Below are 16,196 nucleotides of genomic sequence, written 5' to 3'. Positions count from 1 at the left end.
TGCTATGATAAATTGGGGTTAATTTGAGGTTGAGCGGTCATTCACAGGGAGCACTAGGATGACACTTGCAATGGTCTTTACGGGCGATGGCAGCACGCTTCGTCAAGAAAACATCGAACTTCCCGCAACTGGTCCCCATGATGTTCTCATCCGAATTGAGGCCTGCGGTGTCTGCCGCACTGACTTGCACATCCTTGATGGTGACCTGACACACCCCGAGCTTCCATTGGTTCCTGGGCATGAAATTGTCGGGCGCATCCTGCGCAAAGGCGAAGCGGTCACGGATTTGAAAATCGGCCAGCGTGTCGGCGTACCTTGGCTTGGCTCAACGTGTGGGCAGTGCCGTTATTGCCGGGACGCGCAGGAAAACCTGTGTGATGCGCCGCTCTTTACCGGCTACACGCGGAACGGCGGTTTTGCCGAAGCGTGCGTGGCCGATGCGCGATATGTTTTTGCGTTGCCGGACTCCGCTGATCCGGTTGCGCTGGCACCGCTGCTGTGTGCAGGGCTGATTGGGTTTCGCAGTCTGCGCATGGCAGGAGATGCAACGGAAATCGGATTCTACGGCTTCGGCGCCGCTGCGCATATCCTGGCACAACTGGCAATCTGGCAAGGCCGTAATGTCTATGCGTTGACCCGGCCCGGCGACGTTGAAGCACAAAGCTTTGCGCGAAACCTAGGGGCGGTATGGGCAGGTGATTCCGATCAACTGCCACCAAACGAACTGGATGCGGCGATAATTTTCGCACCCGTCGGCGCGCTTGTTCCAATGGCGCTCAAAGCCGTCCGAAAAGGAGGTCGGGTCATTTGCGGAGGCATCCACATGAGCGATATCCCTGACTTTCCATACCGCGATCTGTGGGGTGAACGACATGTCCTGTCGGTCGCAAACCTGACCCGGCAAGACGGTGAAGAGTTTTTTTCCCTTGTCGAAGCGGCGGGCATTCGAACGCAGACGCAACAATATCCGTTGATCGACGCCAACATAGCAATCGACGATCTGCGTGCGGGGCGTTTGCAGGGGGCAGCAGTCTTGGTGCCCTGAGCCTACTTGCAAACAATTTCGCGAGTGTTGAAACCGCAGATACAAAAGACCTACAGGTATTGCTTCTTGCTGACTTTTTGTTTGCGTCCCTTAAAACCGGTTTACCATTTTTCTCCGAAAGGCCGCAGTTCCACATCGAATGACCAAGTGGATCGGTATCAATGCGCGGTATGAAAGGCCTCTTCCGCAGTAGCGTTCGACTTGGGGACCTTTCCCGATACCGGACACTGCGGCGCATCTTCCGGGCGGCAGTGTCCGGTATCGAGTCCGACTTCATCACAAGTACTTGAACGGTGGGGGCTTAGCATGAGTTTGCTTCTGGGCTTTTCCCGACGCAGAAACAAAAAGTGGAAAACAAAATTCGCGCAACTCAGCCGAAACACGGTAAGCATACCCGCCATCGTCTGATCTGCTATCAACACCTTAGCGTTTTCAGAAAGGAAGTGCAAAATGCAAGGGCCTAAATTGGAAGAACAGCAGCTACTCAGCGATGCAGAGGCCAGAGCCGCGCGCTACATTTCCAAAGTGGAAGACATGCCTGTTTTTCCCGACAGCGCTTCCTTGCAGCAACTTGCGCGGTTTGACGAACCTTTGCCCGACGGCGCTGGATCCGCGAAAGACACACTTGCGCTGCTGGATGAAACCGGCTCAGCAGCGACTACGGTATCAAACGGTCCCCGGTATTTCGGCTTTGTGATCGGCGCAACGCTACCGGTCGCCGCCGCCGCACAGCGTCTTGCTTTGGCTTGGGATCAATGCGCGTCCTCTCAGGTAAATTCGCCGGTTGCCGACAAGATTGAGAAGGTGGCCGCGCAGTGGTTGCTCGAAATTCTGGACCTGCCGCGCGAAAGCGGTGTGGCGTTTGGAACATCGGCAACCGCCAGTACGCTTGTCTGCCTCAGCGTCGCACGACGCGAGTTGTTGAAGAAATGCGGCTGGGATTTTGATGCCATGGGGTTGCAGGGCGCACCGGAAATCAAAGTTGTCGTATCTGAATTGGCACATATTACCGTTCTCAAGGCTCTGAGAATACTTGGTTTCGGCCAAGCCCGTCTGATCAAGGCACCAGTTGACAACGCTGGTCGCATCGATCCGGCAAGACTCCCTGCATTGGATGCACAGACCATTTTGTGCCTACAGGCGGGCGAGGTGAATACTGGCAGCTTTGATCCGTTTGAACCGCTGATTGAAAAAGCGAAACAAGCCGGCGCATGGGTGCATGTTGACGGGGCTTTCGGACTGTGGGCGCGTGCAGCCCCGGGAAAGCGTGAACTCACAAATGGTATCGAGGGCGCAGACAGCTGGACGACTGACGGCCACAAATGGCTCAATACCCCGTATGACGGTGCGGCAGGCATTTGTCGTGACCGCGATGCAATGGCGGCCGCGATGAACAGTGACGCGGTGTATTCCACTGCATCGCCCGAGAGTCAGAAGAACCTTGGCATCGAGTTTTCCCGCAGTGCCCGCGGCATACCGATTTGGGCAGTGTTACGCACTTTGGGTCGCACCGGCGTTGCTGAACTCATCGAAAGGCACTGCGCGATGGCTGACCGCGTCGCACAGGCTCTGCCCTCTCTTGGGTTTGAACTGCTTTGCGACCCAGTTTTGAATCAGGTTCTTTTCCGTTGTGCCACTATGGACCAGACTAAAGAGCTTCAGCGACTGGTGGAGCGCTCGGGCAAGGTGTGGTTCGGCACGACTGTCTGGCAGGGTAAGCCAGCGCTCCGGATAAGCGTATCCTCCTGGCGCACCAGCGATCAGGATATCGATATTCTGTTGAACACGCTGCAATCGGCGCGTGAGAGCTTGGAAACTGTCAATCCATAGTACCTACGCGGCGTGTCAGTTGGGCAGAGGCTTCCCCGTCGGCCATCGCGTGGCCGGCTACCCTATTGCGTTGGATGTAGATCACCCTATCCGTTGTCACAGTGTTCTGTCCCAGAATCCGGGTCAAACTTAACGACTATGACACTGACGTAACTCAAAGGACTCTTATACTTACAAGAGGCGTGGCGCCGGTAGAGCTTTGACGAACTGATTGGGATCAACCGCACAATCATTAAAATTTCAATTTGATTCAGATCATCTCGTTGCATATGCAACGAGATATGATGTCGGTAAACGAGGCATTCCAATGAAGCTTGAAACATATTTCCCCTATCAGCTTGCATCGACTGCCGAAGCGTTTTCGCGCCAGCTTGTTCAGGTCTATGGCCGCACTTTCGGTTTATCGCGTGAAGAATGGCGGTTATTGTTCTTGCTGGCCAGCGCCGGCCAGTTGAACTCACTGCAACTGGCGCAGCGCACCACGTTGGACAAGGTTCAGGTCAGCCGTGCTGCGACCCGACTTGAGAACAAAGGCCTGATTGCCCGTGCCGTGGCAGATAATGACCGGCGGTTGCGCCAGTACACTTGTACAAAGGCGGGAAGATCTCTTTTCAACCAAGTTTTTCCGGCCGTTCAGAACTGTGCAGACGCGATCCTGGAGCACATGAGCGATGAAGACATAAGCAAGCTAAAGGAAGGGCTTCGCGCGCTTCAACGGGCTGTTGCTGAATATGGGCAGGATCAGGTAAAAATGGACGGTTAGTGCGGGCTGTTATCCGGGTGGGCATCTTGAAAGGCTGGTATCTGCTCCAAACTGTCCTTGATCCGCGCAATCTTGGGAAGACCAGCCAGATCAACACCCCACCGTTGCGCATTGTAAAGCTGAGGCATCAGGCAAACATCGGCCAGCGTTACACGGTCACCGTAAGAAAATCTGCCGCCCTGAAGCATGGCTTCGTAAGCCATCAACCCTTCACCGATAAAATGCTGCATCCAGCCTTCCATCGTGATCTGTTTTTCTGATTGTTCGACAGCCCATTTCGCAACCCGTAGATTACAAACCGGATGAATCTCCATCGCCACCGCATAAGACAAAGCGCGCACCTCAGCACGGCTCGCGGGGTTAGACGGCAGAAGGCCAAGGCCTCTGGTCTCGTCAATGTATTCGATCTGTGCCAGAGACTGGGTGAAGCTGTGTCCATCTATTTCCAGCACCGGCACAAGGCCCTGAGGATTTCTGGCCAGATGTGCCTCGGAACGCTGCTCGGCATTTAGCAGATCTACGATGACGGTTTCCCAATTCTCGCCGGCAAGGCCAAGGGCGATCCGAACGCGATAGCTGGCCGACGAGCGCCAATAGTCATAAAGTTTGATCATTCAGTCTTCCAACAGCAAATCGAGCGCCTCATTCAGGGTCGCCTCGGATGCACCAAGTTTGTTTTCGAGGCTGGATTGAAACGACAGCGCGATTGGGACCAGTTGGCTGAGAAGTTCAGCGCCTTTTTCTGTCAGATCGAGCTTGACCAACCGCCGGTCATTGGGGTCTTCAACCTTTGTAATCAGGCCGCGGGCTTCAAGGCGTGCCGCTGCCCGACTGACCTTGGACTTTTCCAGACTGACCCTTTTCTCGATGTCCCGAACCGACGGGTTTTCCGCATATCCTACATTCACAAGAACGCGCCATTCGGGGTTCGAAATGCCAAATTCGTGCTTATAGTGCTGCGCCATTTCCGCGCTTAAACGCGCGGCTAAAACAGTAAACCGGTACGGCAAAAACCGTTCCAAATCGAATTCTGGCAAGTCTGTTGGGCTCATGCATCGAGGTCCTTTCGACGCTATTGAAGTCAGATTTTCGTTGCATCTGCAACAAAAATATTGACAACGTTGCAAATGCAACAAATATTTACCGCAAGCTCAAAATCTACCGAATCGAGTGAGTGGGAGATCCAGATGAATGAACTCGTGAAACACAGCGGATTGACTGTCGCCGATGATGGGAACGCTATTTCCAAGGGCTACATGCCCGGTTGGGCAAATGATTTTGAGACCGAGGCCCTGCCGGGCGCTTTGCCGCTCGGAATGAACAGCCCGCAAAGATGTAACTATGGCCTGTATGGCGAACAACTCAGCGGCACGGCCTTTACCGCCAATCCGCCAGAACGCACTTGGTGTTATCGCATTCGCCCATCGGTCAAGCACTCGCATCGATACGAGAAGATTGACCTGCCCTATTGGAAATCGGCCCCCTGTATTGATCCGGATGTCATTTCTTTGGGTCAGTACCGGTGGGACCCGGTAGAACACACGGATAAGCCGCTGACCTGGGTGACAGGCATGCGCACAATGACCACGGCAGGCGATGTGAACACGCAGGTGGGCATGGCCAGCCATGTCTATCTGGTCAACACGTCTATGGTGGACGACTATTTCTTCTCGGCCGATTCCGAGCTGCTGGTTGTTCCGCAGGAAGGCCGCCTGCGCTTTGCGACCGAGCTGGGGATTATTGACGTAGAACCGAAAGAGATAGCGATCATCCCGCGCGGCCTTGTCTATCGGGTCGAAGTTCTGGAAGGTCCCTGCCGGGGTTTTGTCTGCGAGAACTACGGCCAGAAATTCGAACTTCCCGGTCGCGGTCCGATCGGGGCCAACTGCATGGCCAACCCGCGCGATTTCAAGGCCCCGGTGGCCGCGTATGAAGACCGCGAAGTCCCCTCGACCGTGACGATGAAGTGGTGCGGCCAGTTCCACGTCACCAAGATCAATCAAAGCCCGCTGGACGTTGTGGCCTGGCACGGCAACTACGCGCCGTACAAATACGATCTCCGCGCCTATTGCCCGGTCGGAGCGATCCTTTTTGACCATCCGGACCCGTCGATCTTTACCGTCCTCACCGCGCCTTCGGGACATCCCGGAACAGCCAATATTGACTTTGTCCTGTTTCGCGAGCGTTGGATGGTGATGGAAGACACGTTCCGCCCGCCGTGGTACCACAAGAACATTATGTCCGAGTTGATGGGCAACATTTACGGCCAGTATGACGCGAAACCTCAGGGCTTCGTTCCGGGCGGTATGAGCCTTCACAACATGATGCTTCCACATGGGCCAGACAAAGAAGCCTTTGAGAAGGCGTCAAATGCCAATCTTGGGCCGGACAAGCTCGACAACACCATGTCATTCATGTTCGAAACCCGCTTCCCGCAGCACCTAACCGGGTTTGCCGCGAAAGAGGCACCGCTTCAGGACGATTACATCGATTGCTGGACGGATATTGAAAAGAAATTCGACGGCACGCCCGGAAAGAAGTGATGCAACACGACCGCATCGACGAGTCCCGTTCTCGTGCTAAAAGTCAGGAAATATAATGCCTATGATGAAATCCTGGGTGACCTCAGCCAATGATGAGGCCCATCCCTTTCCTCTGAACAACCTGCCCTATGGGGTATTTTCGACCGAAGGTGCCGAGCCGCGTTGCGGTGTGGCCATTGGCGACATGATCCTGGACGTCTGCGCCGCCGAGGCCGAAGGTCTGATTGCACTGAGCGACGAACCCCTGTTCGATCTGCCCTTCTGGAACCCGTTGATGGAAGAAGGCCCGGCTGTCTGGACCGCGTTGCGAGACCGGCTGACAAGTCTCTTGGCCGACGGCTCGGAAGACCAAACTAGAGTTGAGCCCTTGCTTGTCGCACAAGACGATGCCGAGATGCACATGCCCTTCGCGGTCAGCGAATACACTGATTTCTACGCGGGTCGTCATCACGCCCAGAATGTCGGCACAATGTTTCGCGGTCCGGAAAACGCGCTGCCACCAAACTGGCTGCATATCCCGATCGGCTACAACGGGCGTGCCTCATCGGTGGTAGTCTCGGACACAGATATTCGCCGGCCTTGGGGACAGCTGAAAGGACCGAACGACACCGTGCCCCGGTTTGCCCCGTCGCAGCGGTTCGATATTGAGCTTGAGATGGGCGCCATCGTTGGTACCCCGTCTGATGGTCCGATCTCGGTTCAGCAAGCCGACGACAACATCTTTGGATACGTGCTGCTGAACGACTGGTCGGCGCGCGACATTCAGGCTTGGGAATATCAGCCCCTGGGGCCGTTTCAGGCCAAGGCCACCGCGACCTCAATCAGTCCTTGGATCGTGACCAAAGCTGCGCTTGAGCCGTTCCGCTGCGACACCCCTGCGCGGGAGTTCGAGTTGCTGGATCACCTGCAAGATTGCGGCCCGATGCTGTATGACATCGACCTGTCGATCACGATGGCCCCCAAGGGCAAGACGGCCACAACCATTGCCAGGACCAACTATAATGAGATGTATTACTCGGCGGCGCAGCAATTGGCCCATCACACTACATCCGGCTGCCCGATGAATACCGGCGATTTGCTGGGCTCCGGCACGATTTCCGGCCCGGAAAAGCAGAATCGCGGGTCCCTGCTGGAACTCAGCTGGGGAGGCAAGGAGCCGATTACGCTCGACACCGGCGAGACCCGCAGCTTCATCGAAGACGGCGATACCCTGACCCTTTCAGGCGCAGCCAAAGGCGATGGCTATACAATCGGGTTCGGTGACTGCACAGGGCAGGTTCTGCCGGCGCTCGACGATCCCTACGGCAGATGACGGTCTGATCATAAGCGTTTCAAGGTTACCCACGCCGGAGGCTTCGCGATCCAACCACCGGCGCAACGTCAGAAGGATAAAACCACATGGCCAAGGCATTTGCGTCGCAAGGCGACCTGACCGAAAAGAAAATCACCTTTGATGAGATCGGCGATGGCCTGTGGGCCTTCACCGCCGAAGGCGACCCGAACTCGGGCGTAATCATTGGCGATGACAGCGTCATGATTGTCGAAGCTCAGGCCACCCCGCGTCTGGCAAATAAAGTGATCGACAAGGTGCGCGAGGTCACCGACAAGCCGATCAGCCACCTCGTGCTGACCCACTACCACGCAGTGCGCGTTCTGGGGGCCTCGGCCTACAAGGCACCGCAAGTGATCATGTCCGATGTTGCCCGTTCGATGGTTGTTGAGCGCGGGCAGGAAGACTGGGACAGCGAATTCCAACGCTTCCCGCGCCTATTTGAGGGCCATGAAAGCATTCCGGGTCTGACCTACCCGACCACCACCTTCAGCGACAGCATGACCGTCTACCTCGGCAACCGCCGCGTCGATATCAAACAGATCGGCCGCGCCCATACTGCAGGCGATGCGGTGATCCATGTGCCCGACCAAAACGTTATGTTTACCGGCGATATCGTCGAGGACCATTCGGCCTGCTATTGCGGCGACGGATACTTTTCAGATTGGGGTCAGACGCTGGACAATATCAAAGCCTATGACGTCGACGCCATTGCCCCGGGTCGCGGCGGTGCACTGATCGGCAAAGAGGCGGTCGAGCGCGCGATCGAAAGTACCCGCGACTTCGTCAACTCAACCTATGAGCCCGCAAAGAAGGTGGCCATGAAAGGCGGCAGCCTGAAAGACGCCTGGGACGCTGTCCGCGATGCCTGTGACCCCAAGTTCATAGACTACGCTATCTATGAACACTGCCTGCCATTTAACGTCTCGCGCGCATATGACGAAGCCCGCGGTATCTGGCACCCACGCATCTGGACCGACAAACGGGATCTCGAAATGTGGGAACAACTGCAAGGGTGATCTCAGATCATCTCAGCCATATTCTGCAAGGTAGGTACGACGATGTTTCAAGACCGATATTCCCTCGCCTTCAAGCTTTACCCGTACGAAAAATCCAAGGATCAGGACAAGCCTGATGCGGTGCGACACCCGGTCGTCATCGTTGGCGGTGGCCCAATCGGTCTGGCCACGGCGCTTGATCTGGGCCGGCAGGGCATCCCGGCATTGGTTCTGGACGACCACGAAGGAATAGGCATGGGCAGCCGTGCCATCTGCTTTGCCAAACGGACGCTGGAAATCGCAGACCGCTATGGTTGCGGCGCACCCATGCTCGACAAAGGGGTGGTCTGGAACGTCGGTAAAGTGTTTCAGGACGATCGGCAGGTTTACGAATTCAACCTGTTGCCCGAGTCCGGACATCGCAACCCTGCATTTATCAACCTTCAGCAGCCATACTTTGAAAAGTTCATTTTCGACGCCATTTGCACTGAACAGGAACAAGGCGCGCCGATCGAGATCCGTGGCAAGAACCGGGTCGATGCCATAGATGTGAAAGACGACCATGTCGTTCTTTCCGTCGAAACCCCGGACGGGCCATATCAGCTTGAGGCGGACTGGATGATTGCCTGCGATGGCGCTGGTTCCCCAACGCGTGACATGCTTGGTCTGGGCTTTGAAGGTCGGGTGTTTCAGGACAGTTTTCTGATTGCCGACATCAAGATGAAGAGTACCGAGTTTCCGACAGAACGCTGGTTTTGGTTCGAACCATACTTCAAATCCGGCGCCTCGACTTTGCTGCACAAACAGCCCGACGACGTATGGCGCATTGACTTTCAGATCGGCTGGGATGTCGACCGCAAAGAGGAACTGAAAGAGGAAAACATCCGCAGGCGGTTAGATGCGATGCTGGGTGATGATGTTGACTATGAAATGGTCTGGTCGTCCATTTACACCTTCCAGTGCCGCCGCATGGACAAGTTCCGCCACGGCCGCGTTTTGTTCGCTGGCGACGCCGCGCATCAGGTGTCGCCCTTTGGCGCGCGCGGCGCAAATTCCGGGCTTCAGGACGTCGATAACCTTGGTTGGAAGCTTGGGCTTGTGATCTCGGGCAAAGCCCCGGAAAGTCTGCTGGACACCTATGATGACGAACGGATTTACGGCGCGGATGAAAACATCCTGAATTCGACCCGATCAACCGATTTCATCACTCCGAAATCAAAAGTGAGCAAGAATTTTCGGGATGCTGTCCTCAATCTGGCAGAACGCTATACATTTGCGCGGCCTCTGGTGAATTCGGGACGTTTGTCAGTGCCTTGCACCTATGATCACTCGCCATTGAATGGTGCAGACGATCTTCCCGGAGGTCCTGTTGCGTCCCGGGTGGGGTCTCCATGCAAAGACGCGCCGGTTGGTGATGGCTTCCTGCTTGATCAGCTTGGAAATGACTTTGCAATTTTGGCGATCAACACCGATGTCCCGCACAGCGTCGATATCGACGGGATCAAAGTCAAAAGCGTATCCCTGAACACCACTGATGATCCTACGGGCGCTCTGGCGGAACGCTACCTTGGCGCGGAGAGCCAGGCGGTGTACCTCATCCGCCCTGATCAGCATGTCACGGCGCGCTGGCGTGAATACGACGAGCATGCACTGCGTTCAGCAGTCCGGAAAGCCTGCGGAAAGGAATAAGCCGATGCCCCTGATTACTGAACCCAACCTGTATTCACCGGATGATTTTTACGCAGACCTCATTGCCGCGCATGAGGGGTTGTCGGATGAGGAAAGCGAGGCGCTGAACTCTCGTCTCATTCTCATCCTGTCCAATCACATCGGAGAGCGGGAAACGCTGAAACAGGCGCTGGAGGCTGCAAAGAAAAGCTGACCTCATTTTTGTTTCGCCCGTCAATTTTCGCGTAGAAACACCCCCGAAGCCCGAGGGTAGGAAGGCACCGCCTGTCTGTATGTCCTGCGTAATCGGGCCTGTCGTCTTAGTCTGCGGACCGGACCGACTCTTATCTGTTCATACGTTCTGTGCGGGCGTTTTCATTCCCAAGCTCTTTAGCGTTTCAGCCATTTTCTGGCTCCAGCGATCTCGCAAGGAACTGTTTTTGTTACGCCGCAGGCCAAGGGATTTTAAAAACTCGAACCGTTTTGGATCGTCGCCTCCGAAAGACACTGCGACGCGAGGCCACCAGTAGTTCACCGAGTCCTGCATATGCTGGTCTTCGCCCTTTTCGATCAGCTTCGTCGCGCCTTCCAGGGCCAAATCGCCGTGGTGCGCTTCGTTTGGGGCAATCGAACGGAAGGCTTCGGCCAAGGGCTGATAGGAAATCGTTGAATACTCGGCCAATTGTTCAGCTACGGCTCGGCTCATGAGAAGGTTCATAATCACAGCGTCCGTCCAGCCCGAGAAAGGATAGTTGAATACGGCCAAACGCATGTCATGCTCGGAACGTGTCGCTCCGATATCTGCGTCGCGGCCTAGCCGCGCCGTCCAGGGATGATGGTTTGCGTAGCGGTCCGTGTCGGCTCCGAACTCTCCCATGATGTTCAGAACACGGTGCGCATGGTCCGTTTTCTCAAGCACGATCTTGGCCGCAGCGATACGTTCTTTGATGCCCGGCCCAAGATTTATGATGTCAGCAAAGCCCGCAGCTCCGGCCAGTTCGCTGTCTACAAAAGTTGCCATCAGTTTCATCAGCTCAGCGCGATAACGCGGCGGTACATTCGACGGGTTGGTCAGCACGCCACCTGCGGCAAGATAGCTGTCGAGGGTCATAGTGTCGGTCATGTCGGCCTCCCGTTTACTGATCATAATCCACGACCACGCGGTCTGTTACGGGATAGGCCTGGCAGCTCAGCACATAGCCTTTCTCAACTTCGTAGTCTTCAAGCGCGTGATTGGCGATCATCTCGACCTCTCCTTCAAGCACCTTGCAGCGACAGGTCGAACATACACCCGCCTTGCAGGCATAGGGGGCATCCATCGCATTTTCCAAAGCGGCATCCAGAATGGACAGGTTCTTGGGAATAGTCAGCGACTGCGTAGACCCATCCAGCGTAATGGATGCACTGGTCTGATTATCTTTCCTGTCAGCATCCGCCGAACTTGTCTTGCGTTTTGCGCGACCCGGCTGAGCGCTGGCAAACAGTTCGAATTTGATCTGACTGTCATCCAGCCCGTGTTCGCGAAGGGCTGCGGCAATGCCCAGCATCATCGGCTCGGGGCCACAGATAAATGCTGCATCGACGTTGTCGATATCGACCCAGTGTTTGAACAACTCTGCGCATTTTTCCTGTGTGACCAACCCTGTGAAAAGGTCGATGTCCTGCGCATCGGTCTCAAGAATATGGATCACGTTGAAACGACCCATGTAGAGGTTCTTGAGGTCTTCCAGTTCTTCCCGGAACATGATCGTGTTGATGCCTTTATTGGCATAGATCAGCGTAAACTGCGATTGGGGTTCCCGCGCGAGGGTCGTTTTAAGGATCGACAAAACAGGTGTGACGCCCGAACCTCCGGCAAAACCAAGATATTTCTTTTCGGCGCTTGCATCGATCGGAGCGTGGAAACTGCCCATCGGCGGCATGGCCTGTACGATATCTCCGACGCTCAGTTCTGTGTTTGCCCAGCCTGAGAAAGCCCCGCCCTCGACCCGCTTGATGCCGACCTGCAATACGCCATCGTCTTTGCCCGCACAGATCGAGTAGGACCGGCGCAGTTCCTCGCCATCAAAATCGCGGCGGAAAGTCAGGTATTGACCAGCGGTGAAATCAAAGTCTTCCGCCGCACCGTTCACGGGCTCCAGCGTCAAAACCACCGCATCACGGATCGTCTTGTGGATATCGGTGACTTTCAGGTCGTGAAAACGTGCCATCCGGTGCTCCTCCTCAGATGCACTTGAAATAGTCGAAAGGTTCAAGACAGTCGGTACACCGCCAATGCGCCTTGCACGGCGTCGAGCCGAACTGGCTGACCTTCTCAACCGCCTTGCTGCCGCAATGCGGGCAACGTTCCGGACCGCCCGCCGGTTGCGGAGGGGCGATGCCATATTCTTCAAGCCGTGCGCGGCCTTTTTCACTCAGCCAATCGGTCGTCCATGCGGGTGAGATACTGGTTTCGATCCGCAGATCCTTTATCCCGTGATCCCGCAACGCCGTTTCGATGTCCATACTGATGATGGATGTCGCCGGACAGCCGGAATAGGTCGGTGTGACCGTCACCTTCAATGTGCCACCATCCCAGCAGACATCGCGCACAATACCCAAATCAACCACTGAAATGACCGGAATTTCGGGGTCCGGAACGGCATCCAGCCACTCCCAAATCTGGTCTGTCGGCACCTGGTTCATTTTGGCTTACCAGCTTGCGCCGGGATAGGCGCGTTGCAGCCACTGCATCTGCGTCAGCAAGTGCCCCAGATGTTCAGTATGCATCTTCCCGTTGCGCCCGCCCTTGTGTGCAAATTCGCTTTCCGGGATTGTGAGCGTTGCATCCGCCAATACCCGCTGGACCAAAGCGTCAAACTCGGCGCGCAGATCGGCGGGGTTAGGCGCGATGCCTGCCTTTGCCATCTCGGCGTCGATCTCGTCACTGGCGAACATCTCACCAACGTAGGGCCACAGGTAGTCCAGCGCCGCTTGCATCCGATCATGGCTTTCGGCCGTTCCGTCGCCCAATCCGACAACCGTATCGCTTGAGCGTTCCAGGTGATACGCAACCTCTTTGCTAGCCTTGGCTGCGATTGCTGCAACGCGTTCATCTGACGATTTGATCAGACGCCCCAGCAAGATCGAGTGCCACGCATCAAACAGGAACTGACGCATCATGGTCCGGCCGAAATCTTCATTCGGAACCTCGACCATCAGCACGTTGCGGAAATCCCAGGCATCGCGAAGGAACGCCAGGTCATCTGCGCTTTTGCCACCATCTACCTCACCGGCAAGGCCCAACCACATCTGGGTTTGGCCGATCAGGTCCAGCGCGGTGTTGGCCAATGCGATGTCTTCTTCGAGTACTGGCGCATGGCCGCACCACTCACTCACACGGTGACCAAGGATGAGCGTGTTGTCACCCATTCTCAGCAGAAACTGCAGGAAAGCTTCGTCTTGGGTCATCACATCGCCCCCACTTCGTCGGGGATGTCAAAAAATGTCGGGTGACGATACACCTTGCTTTCGCTGGGCTCATAGAGCGGGCCTTTGTCACTGGGTGACGAGGCCGAGATGTTGTTTGCTTCGACCACCCAGATCGATACGCCTTCGTTGCGGCGCGTATACACATCGCGCGCATTCTTGATCGCCATTTCCGCGTCTGGGGCGTGCAGCGAACCGACATGACGGTGGCTCATGCCATGCTGACCGCGAATAAAGATTTCCCATAGGGGCCATTCGTTTTTCATCGGGTTTCCTCCTCAGGTCAGGCTTATTCAGCAGCCAGATGGCGGGCACGTTTCTTCTTTGCGTGGGCCAGTAATCCATCACGGACCCACTGCCCGTCGTCCCAGGCTTTGTTCCGTGCGGTTAAACGATCCGTGTTGCAAGGACCGTTGCCTTTGATGACGTCAAAGAACTCGGACCAGTCCGGTTCCGAGAAATCGTAATGGCCGCGCTCTTCGTTCCATTTCAGGTCCGGGTCCGGGACGGTCAGCCCAAGGTATTCGGCCTGCGGCACGGTCTGATCAACGAATTTCTGACGAAGTTCGTCGTTGGTGTTTATTTTGATCTTCCAAGCCATGGATTGAGCAGAGTGCACCGAGTCCTTGTCCGAAGGCCCGAACATCATCAGCGAAGGGTACCAAAAGCGGTTCAGAGCATCTTGCGCCATTTTCTTCTGCTCAGGCGTGCCCTCGGCCATCTTGCGAATGGCATCGTACCCCTGACGCTGGTGAAAGCTTTCTTCCTTGCAGATGCGGATCATGGCGCGTGAGTACGGCCCGTACGAGGTCCGCTGAAGCGGGACCTGGTTCATGATCGCGGCACCGTCGACCAACCATCCAACTGCGCCGATATCGGCCCAATTCAGTGTGGGGTAGTTGAAGATCGAAGAGTATTTCATCCGGCCGTCCAGCAGCATCTCGGTCAACTCGTCCCGGCTGACGCCCAGTGTTTCCGCTGCGCCATATAGGTAAAGCCCGTGCCCGGCCTCATCCTGAACCTTGGCCAGCAGGATCGCCTTGCGCTCCAACGTGGGCGCGCGGGTGATCCAGTTGCCTTCGGGCAATTGTCCGACAATCTCAGAATGAGCGTGCTGACCGATTTGGCGGATCAGGGTCTTGCGATACCCTTGCGGCATCCAATCCTTCGGCTCAATCTTGATGTCCGCGTCAATCTTTGCCTGAAATTCGGCAAGCTTTTCGGGGTCATCATTCGTGGCCTCAGACTTAACCATTTGAGCGTACATCGTATTTCCTCCTCTCAGGCTGAGCCAGAATTGAACCAATGTGCGCGGTCAACTCTGTGATCTGCCTATCAAACCCGTTCCAAAATCAAAGCTGCGCCCTGCCCAACACCCACGCACATTGTACACAGCGCATACCGCCCGCCTGTCCGGCGCAGTTGGTAGGCCGCAGTCAACACCAGTCGCGCCCCGGACATGCCAAGAGGGTGGCCAATGGCAATGGCACCGCCATTGGGGTTAACGTGTGGCGCGTCGTCCGGCAGACCCAATTCCCGAAGCGTCGCCAACCCCTGAGACGCAAATGCTTCGTTCAACTCTATCACATCCATCTGTTCAATAGTCAGTCCGGCACGTGCCAATACCTTGCGGCTGGCGGGAACAGGGCCAATTCCCATGATGCGCGGTTCGACACCGGCAACCGACATACCCACAACCCGAGCAATTGGGGAAAGCCCATTCTTTTCTGCCGCTGTTTCATTTGCCATCAAAATGGCTGCCGCACCGTCGTTGACCCCGGATGCATTGCCGGCCGTAACAGTCTTATCCGGTCCGTTGACGCCCTTGAGACCCGACAGTTTTTCTGCCGTTGTTCCCGGTCGGGGGTGTTCATCGGTGTCGATCACGATCGGATCACCTTTGCGCTGCGGAACCGAGACCGGAGTGATTTCGTCCGCGAACAGACCCGCCTCATGCGCAGCCGCCCAACGGGCTTGGCTGCGTGCGGCAAAACTGTCCTGATCCACGCGGCTGATGCCATAATCAGCGGCCACGTTGTCAGCGGTTTGCGGCATCGAGTCGATGCCGTATTCCTGTTTCATCTTGGGGTTCACAAAACGCCAGCCAATGGTGGTATCGTAAACCGCGTTGCTGCGCATGAACGCAGACGTTGCCTTGGGCATCACGAAGGGCGCACGGGACATGCTTTCTACGCCACCTGCGATCGCCAGGTCATAGTCACCCGCCTTGATACCCCGAGCCACCATTCCAACCGCATCCATTCCGCTGGCGCACAGGCGGTTTATCGTGGTTCCCGGAACGTCAACGGGCAACCCGGCCAACAAGGCCGCCATCCGTGCCACGTTCCGGTTGCTTTCACCGGCCTGGTTCGCATCCCCATAGACAACATCATCCACACTGGACCAATCAACTTGCGGGTTCCGCTCTTTCAAAGCAGCAAGCGGAATGGCAGCCAGATCATCCGCGCGGACCGACGACAAAGCACCACCGTACCGACCAATCGGAGTGCGCGTCGCGTCGCAAATGAATGCATCCATGTGTGTATTCTCC

The 16,196-nt window shown here is 56.1% G+C and carries 17 protein-coding genes; 8 read left to right on the top strand and 9 right to left on the bottom strand.

Annotation, left to right across the window (positions count from 1 at the left end):
* Positions 1-58 precede the first annotated feature (58 nt).
* From LCM21_RS06950 to LCM21_RS06940, 3 genes are all read left to right on the top strand, one after another.
* A complete protein-coding gene (locus tag LCM21_RS06950; RefSeq protein WP_224889945.1) occupies positions 59-1,045 on the top strand; it encodes a zinc-dependent alcohol dehydrogenase family protein in 987 nt (328 codons plus the stop codon).
* A 450-nt stretch (positions 1,046-1,495) separates the two neighbouring features.
* Positions 1,496-2,875, top strand: a complete 1,380-nt coding sequence (locus LCM21_RS06945; RefSeq protein ID WP_224889944.1) for a pyridoxal phosphate-dependent decarboxylase family protein — start codon at positions 1,496-1,498, stop codon at positions 2,873-2,875.
* A 307-nt stretch (positions 2,876-3,182) separates the two neighbouring features.
* On the top strand, positions 3,183-3,638 hold the full coding sequence (locus tag LCM21_RS06940) for a MarR family winged helix-turn-helix transcriptional regulator (RefSeq protein ID WP_224889943.1): 456 nt from the start codon (positions 3,183-3,185) through the stop codon (positions 3,636-3,638).
* Here the strand turns inward: LCM21_RS06940 and maiA are convergent.
* Together maiA and LCM21_RS06930 are read right to left on the bottom strand one after the other, a co-directional pair.
* The gene (gene maiA / locus LCM21_RS06935; protein WP_224889942.1) at positions 3,635-4,252 is read right to left on the bottom strand and encodes a maleylacetoacetate isomerase; all 618 of its coding nucleotides are present in this window, start codon (positions 4,250-4,252) and stop codon (positions 3,635-3,637) included. The genes LCM21_RS06940 and maiA overlap by 4 nt on opposite strands.
* On the bottom strand, positions 4,253-4,690 hold the full coding sequence (locus tag LCM21_RS06930; RefSeq protein ID WP_224889941.1) for a MarR family winged helix-turn-helix transcriptional regulator: 438 nt from the start codon (positions 4,688-4,690) through the stop codon (positions 4,253-4,255).
* A 135-nt stretch (positions 4,691-4,825) separates the two neighbouring features.
* On the opposite strand from LCM21_RS06930, the gene hmgA reads away from it, so the two are divergent.
* From hmgA to LCM21_RS06905, 5 genes are all read left to right on the top strand, one after another.
* On the top strand, positions 4,826-6,181 hold the full coding sequence (gene hmgA, locus LCM21_RS06925) for a homogentisate 1,2-dioxygenase (protein WP_224889940.1): 1,356 nt from the start codon (positions 4,826-4,828) through the stop codon (positions 6,179-6,181).
* A gap of 55 nt (positions 6,182-6,236) precedes the next feature.
* Positions 6,237-7,493, top strand: coding sequence for a fumarylacetoacetase (gene fahA / locus LCM21_RS06920; protein ID WP_224889939.1), 1,257 nt, complete (start codon positions 6,237-6,239; stop codon positions 7,491-7,493).
* Positions 7,494-7,579: 86 nt separating this feature from the next.
* On the top strand, positions 7,580-8,530 hold the full coding sequence (locus LCM21_RS06915; protein ID WP_224889938.1) for an MBL fold metallo-hydrolase: 951 nt from the start codon (positions 7,580-7,582) through the stop codon (positions 8,528-8,530).
* Between the two features lie 42 nt (positions 8,531-8,572).
* On the top strand, positions 8,573-10,198 hold the full coding sequence (locus LCM21_RS06910) for an FAD-dependent oxidoreductase (RefSeq protein ID WP_224889937.1): 1,626 nt from the start codon (positions 8,573-8,575) through the stop codon (positions 10,196-10,198).
* Between the two features lie 4 nt (positions 10,199-10,202).
* Positions 10,203-10,391 carry a DUF2783 domain-containing protein gene (locus LCM21_RS06905; RefSeq protein ID WP_068332935.1) on the top strand — a complete coding sequence of 63 codons (189 nt, stop codon included), beginning with the start codon at positions 10,203-10,205 and terminating at the stop codon, positions 10,389-10,391.
* Positions 10,392-10,529: 138 nt separating this feature from the next.
* Here the strand turns inward: LCM21_RS06905 and LCM21_RS06900 are convergent, their stop codons facing one another.
* From LCM21_RS06900 to pcaF, 7 genes are all read right to left on the bottom strand, one after another.
* On the bottom strand, positions 10,530-11,300 hold the full coding sequence (locus LCM21_RS06900) for a Phenylacetic acid catabolic protein (protein ID WP_224889936.1): 771 nt from the start codon (positions 11,298-11,300) through the stop codon (positions 10,530-10,532).
* A 13-nt stretch (positions 11,301-11,313) separates the two neighbouring features.
* Complete coding sequence (locus LCM21_RS06895; RefSeq protein WP_224889935.1) at positions 11,314-12,387, bottom strand: 2Fe-2S iron-sulfur cluster-binding protein; 1,074 nt, start codon at positions 12,385-12,387, stop codon at positions 11,314-11,316.
* A gap of 13 nt (positions 12,388-12,400) precedes the next feature.
* Entirely contained in the window at positions 12,401-12,862 is a 462-nt protein-coding gene (paaD, locus tag LCM21_RS06890; protein WP_224889934.1) for a 1,2-phenylacetyl-CoA epoxidase subunit PaaD, read from the bottom strand.
* A 6-nt stretch (positions 12,863-12,868) separates the two neighbouring features.
* Positions 12,869-13,627 carry a 1,2-phenylacetyl-CoA epoxidase subunit PaaC gene (paaC, locus tag LCM21_RS06885; protein WP_224889933.1) on the bottom strand — a complete coding sequence of 253 codons (759 nt, stop codon included), beginning with the start codon at positions 13,625-13,627 and terminating at the stop codon, positions 12,869-12,871.
* Positions 13,627-13,911 (bottom strand): 1,2-phenylacetyl-CoA epoxidase subunit PaaB, encoded by a 285-nt coding sequence (gene paaB, locus LCM21_RS06880; RefSeq protein ID WP_039130972.1) that lies wholly within the window; start codon positions 13,909-13,911, stop codon positions 13,627-13,629. Before paaB ends, paaC begins: the two co-directional genes overlap by 1 nt.
* A 23-nt stretch (positions 13,912-13,934) precedes the next feature.
* Complete coding sequence (paaA, locus tag LCM21_RS06875; RefSeq protein ID WP_068332919.1) at positions 13,935-14,912, bottom strand: 1,2-phenylacetyl-CoA epoxidase subunit PaaA; 978 nt, start codon at positions 14,910-14,912, stop codon at positions 13,935-13,937.
* Between the two features lie 68 nt (positions 14,913-14,980).
* Positions 14,981-16,183 (bottom strand): 3-oxoadipyl-CoA thiolase, encoded by a 1,203-nt coding sequence (gene pcaF / locus LCM21_RS06870; RefSeq protein WP_224889932.1) that lies wholly within the window; start codon positions 16,181-16,183, stop codon positions 14,981-14,983.
* Between the last annotated feature and the right edge of the window lie 13 nt (positions 16,184-16,196).

Origin of the sequence: Ruegeria profundi (assembly GCF_020171505.1) — a bacterium.
Classification (GTDB): Bacteria; Pseudomonadota; Alphaproteobacteria; order Rhodobacterales; family Rhodobacteraceae; genus Ruegeria; species Ruegeria profundi.
Note: the sequence above shows the minus strand (reverse complement) of the source record. Positions and strands in the feature narration are given on the sequence as shown.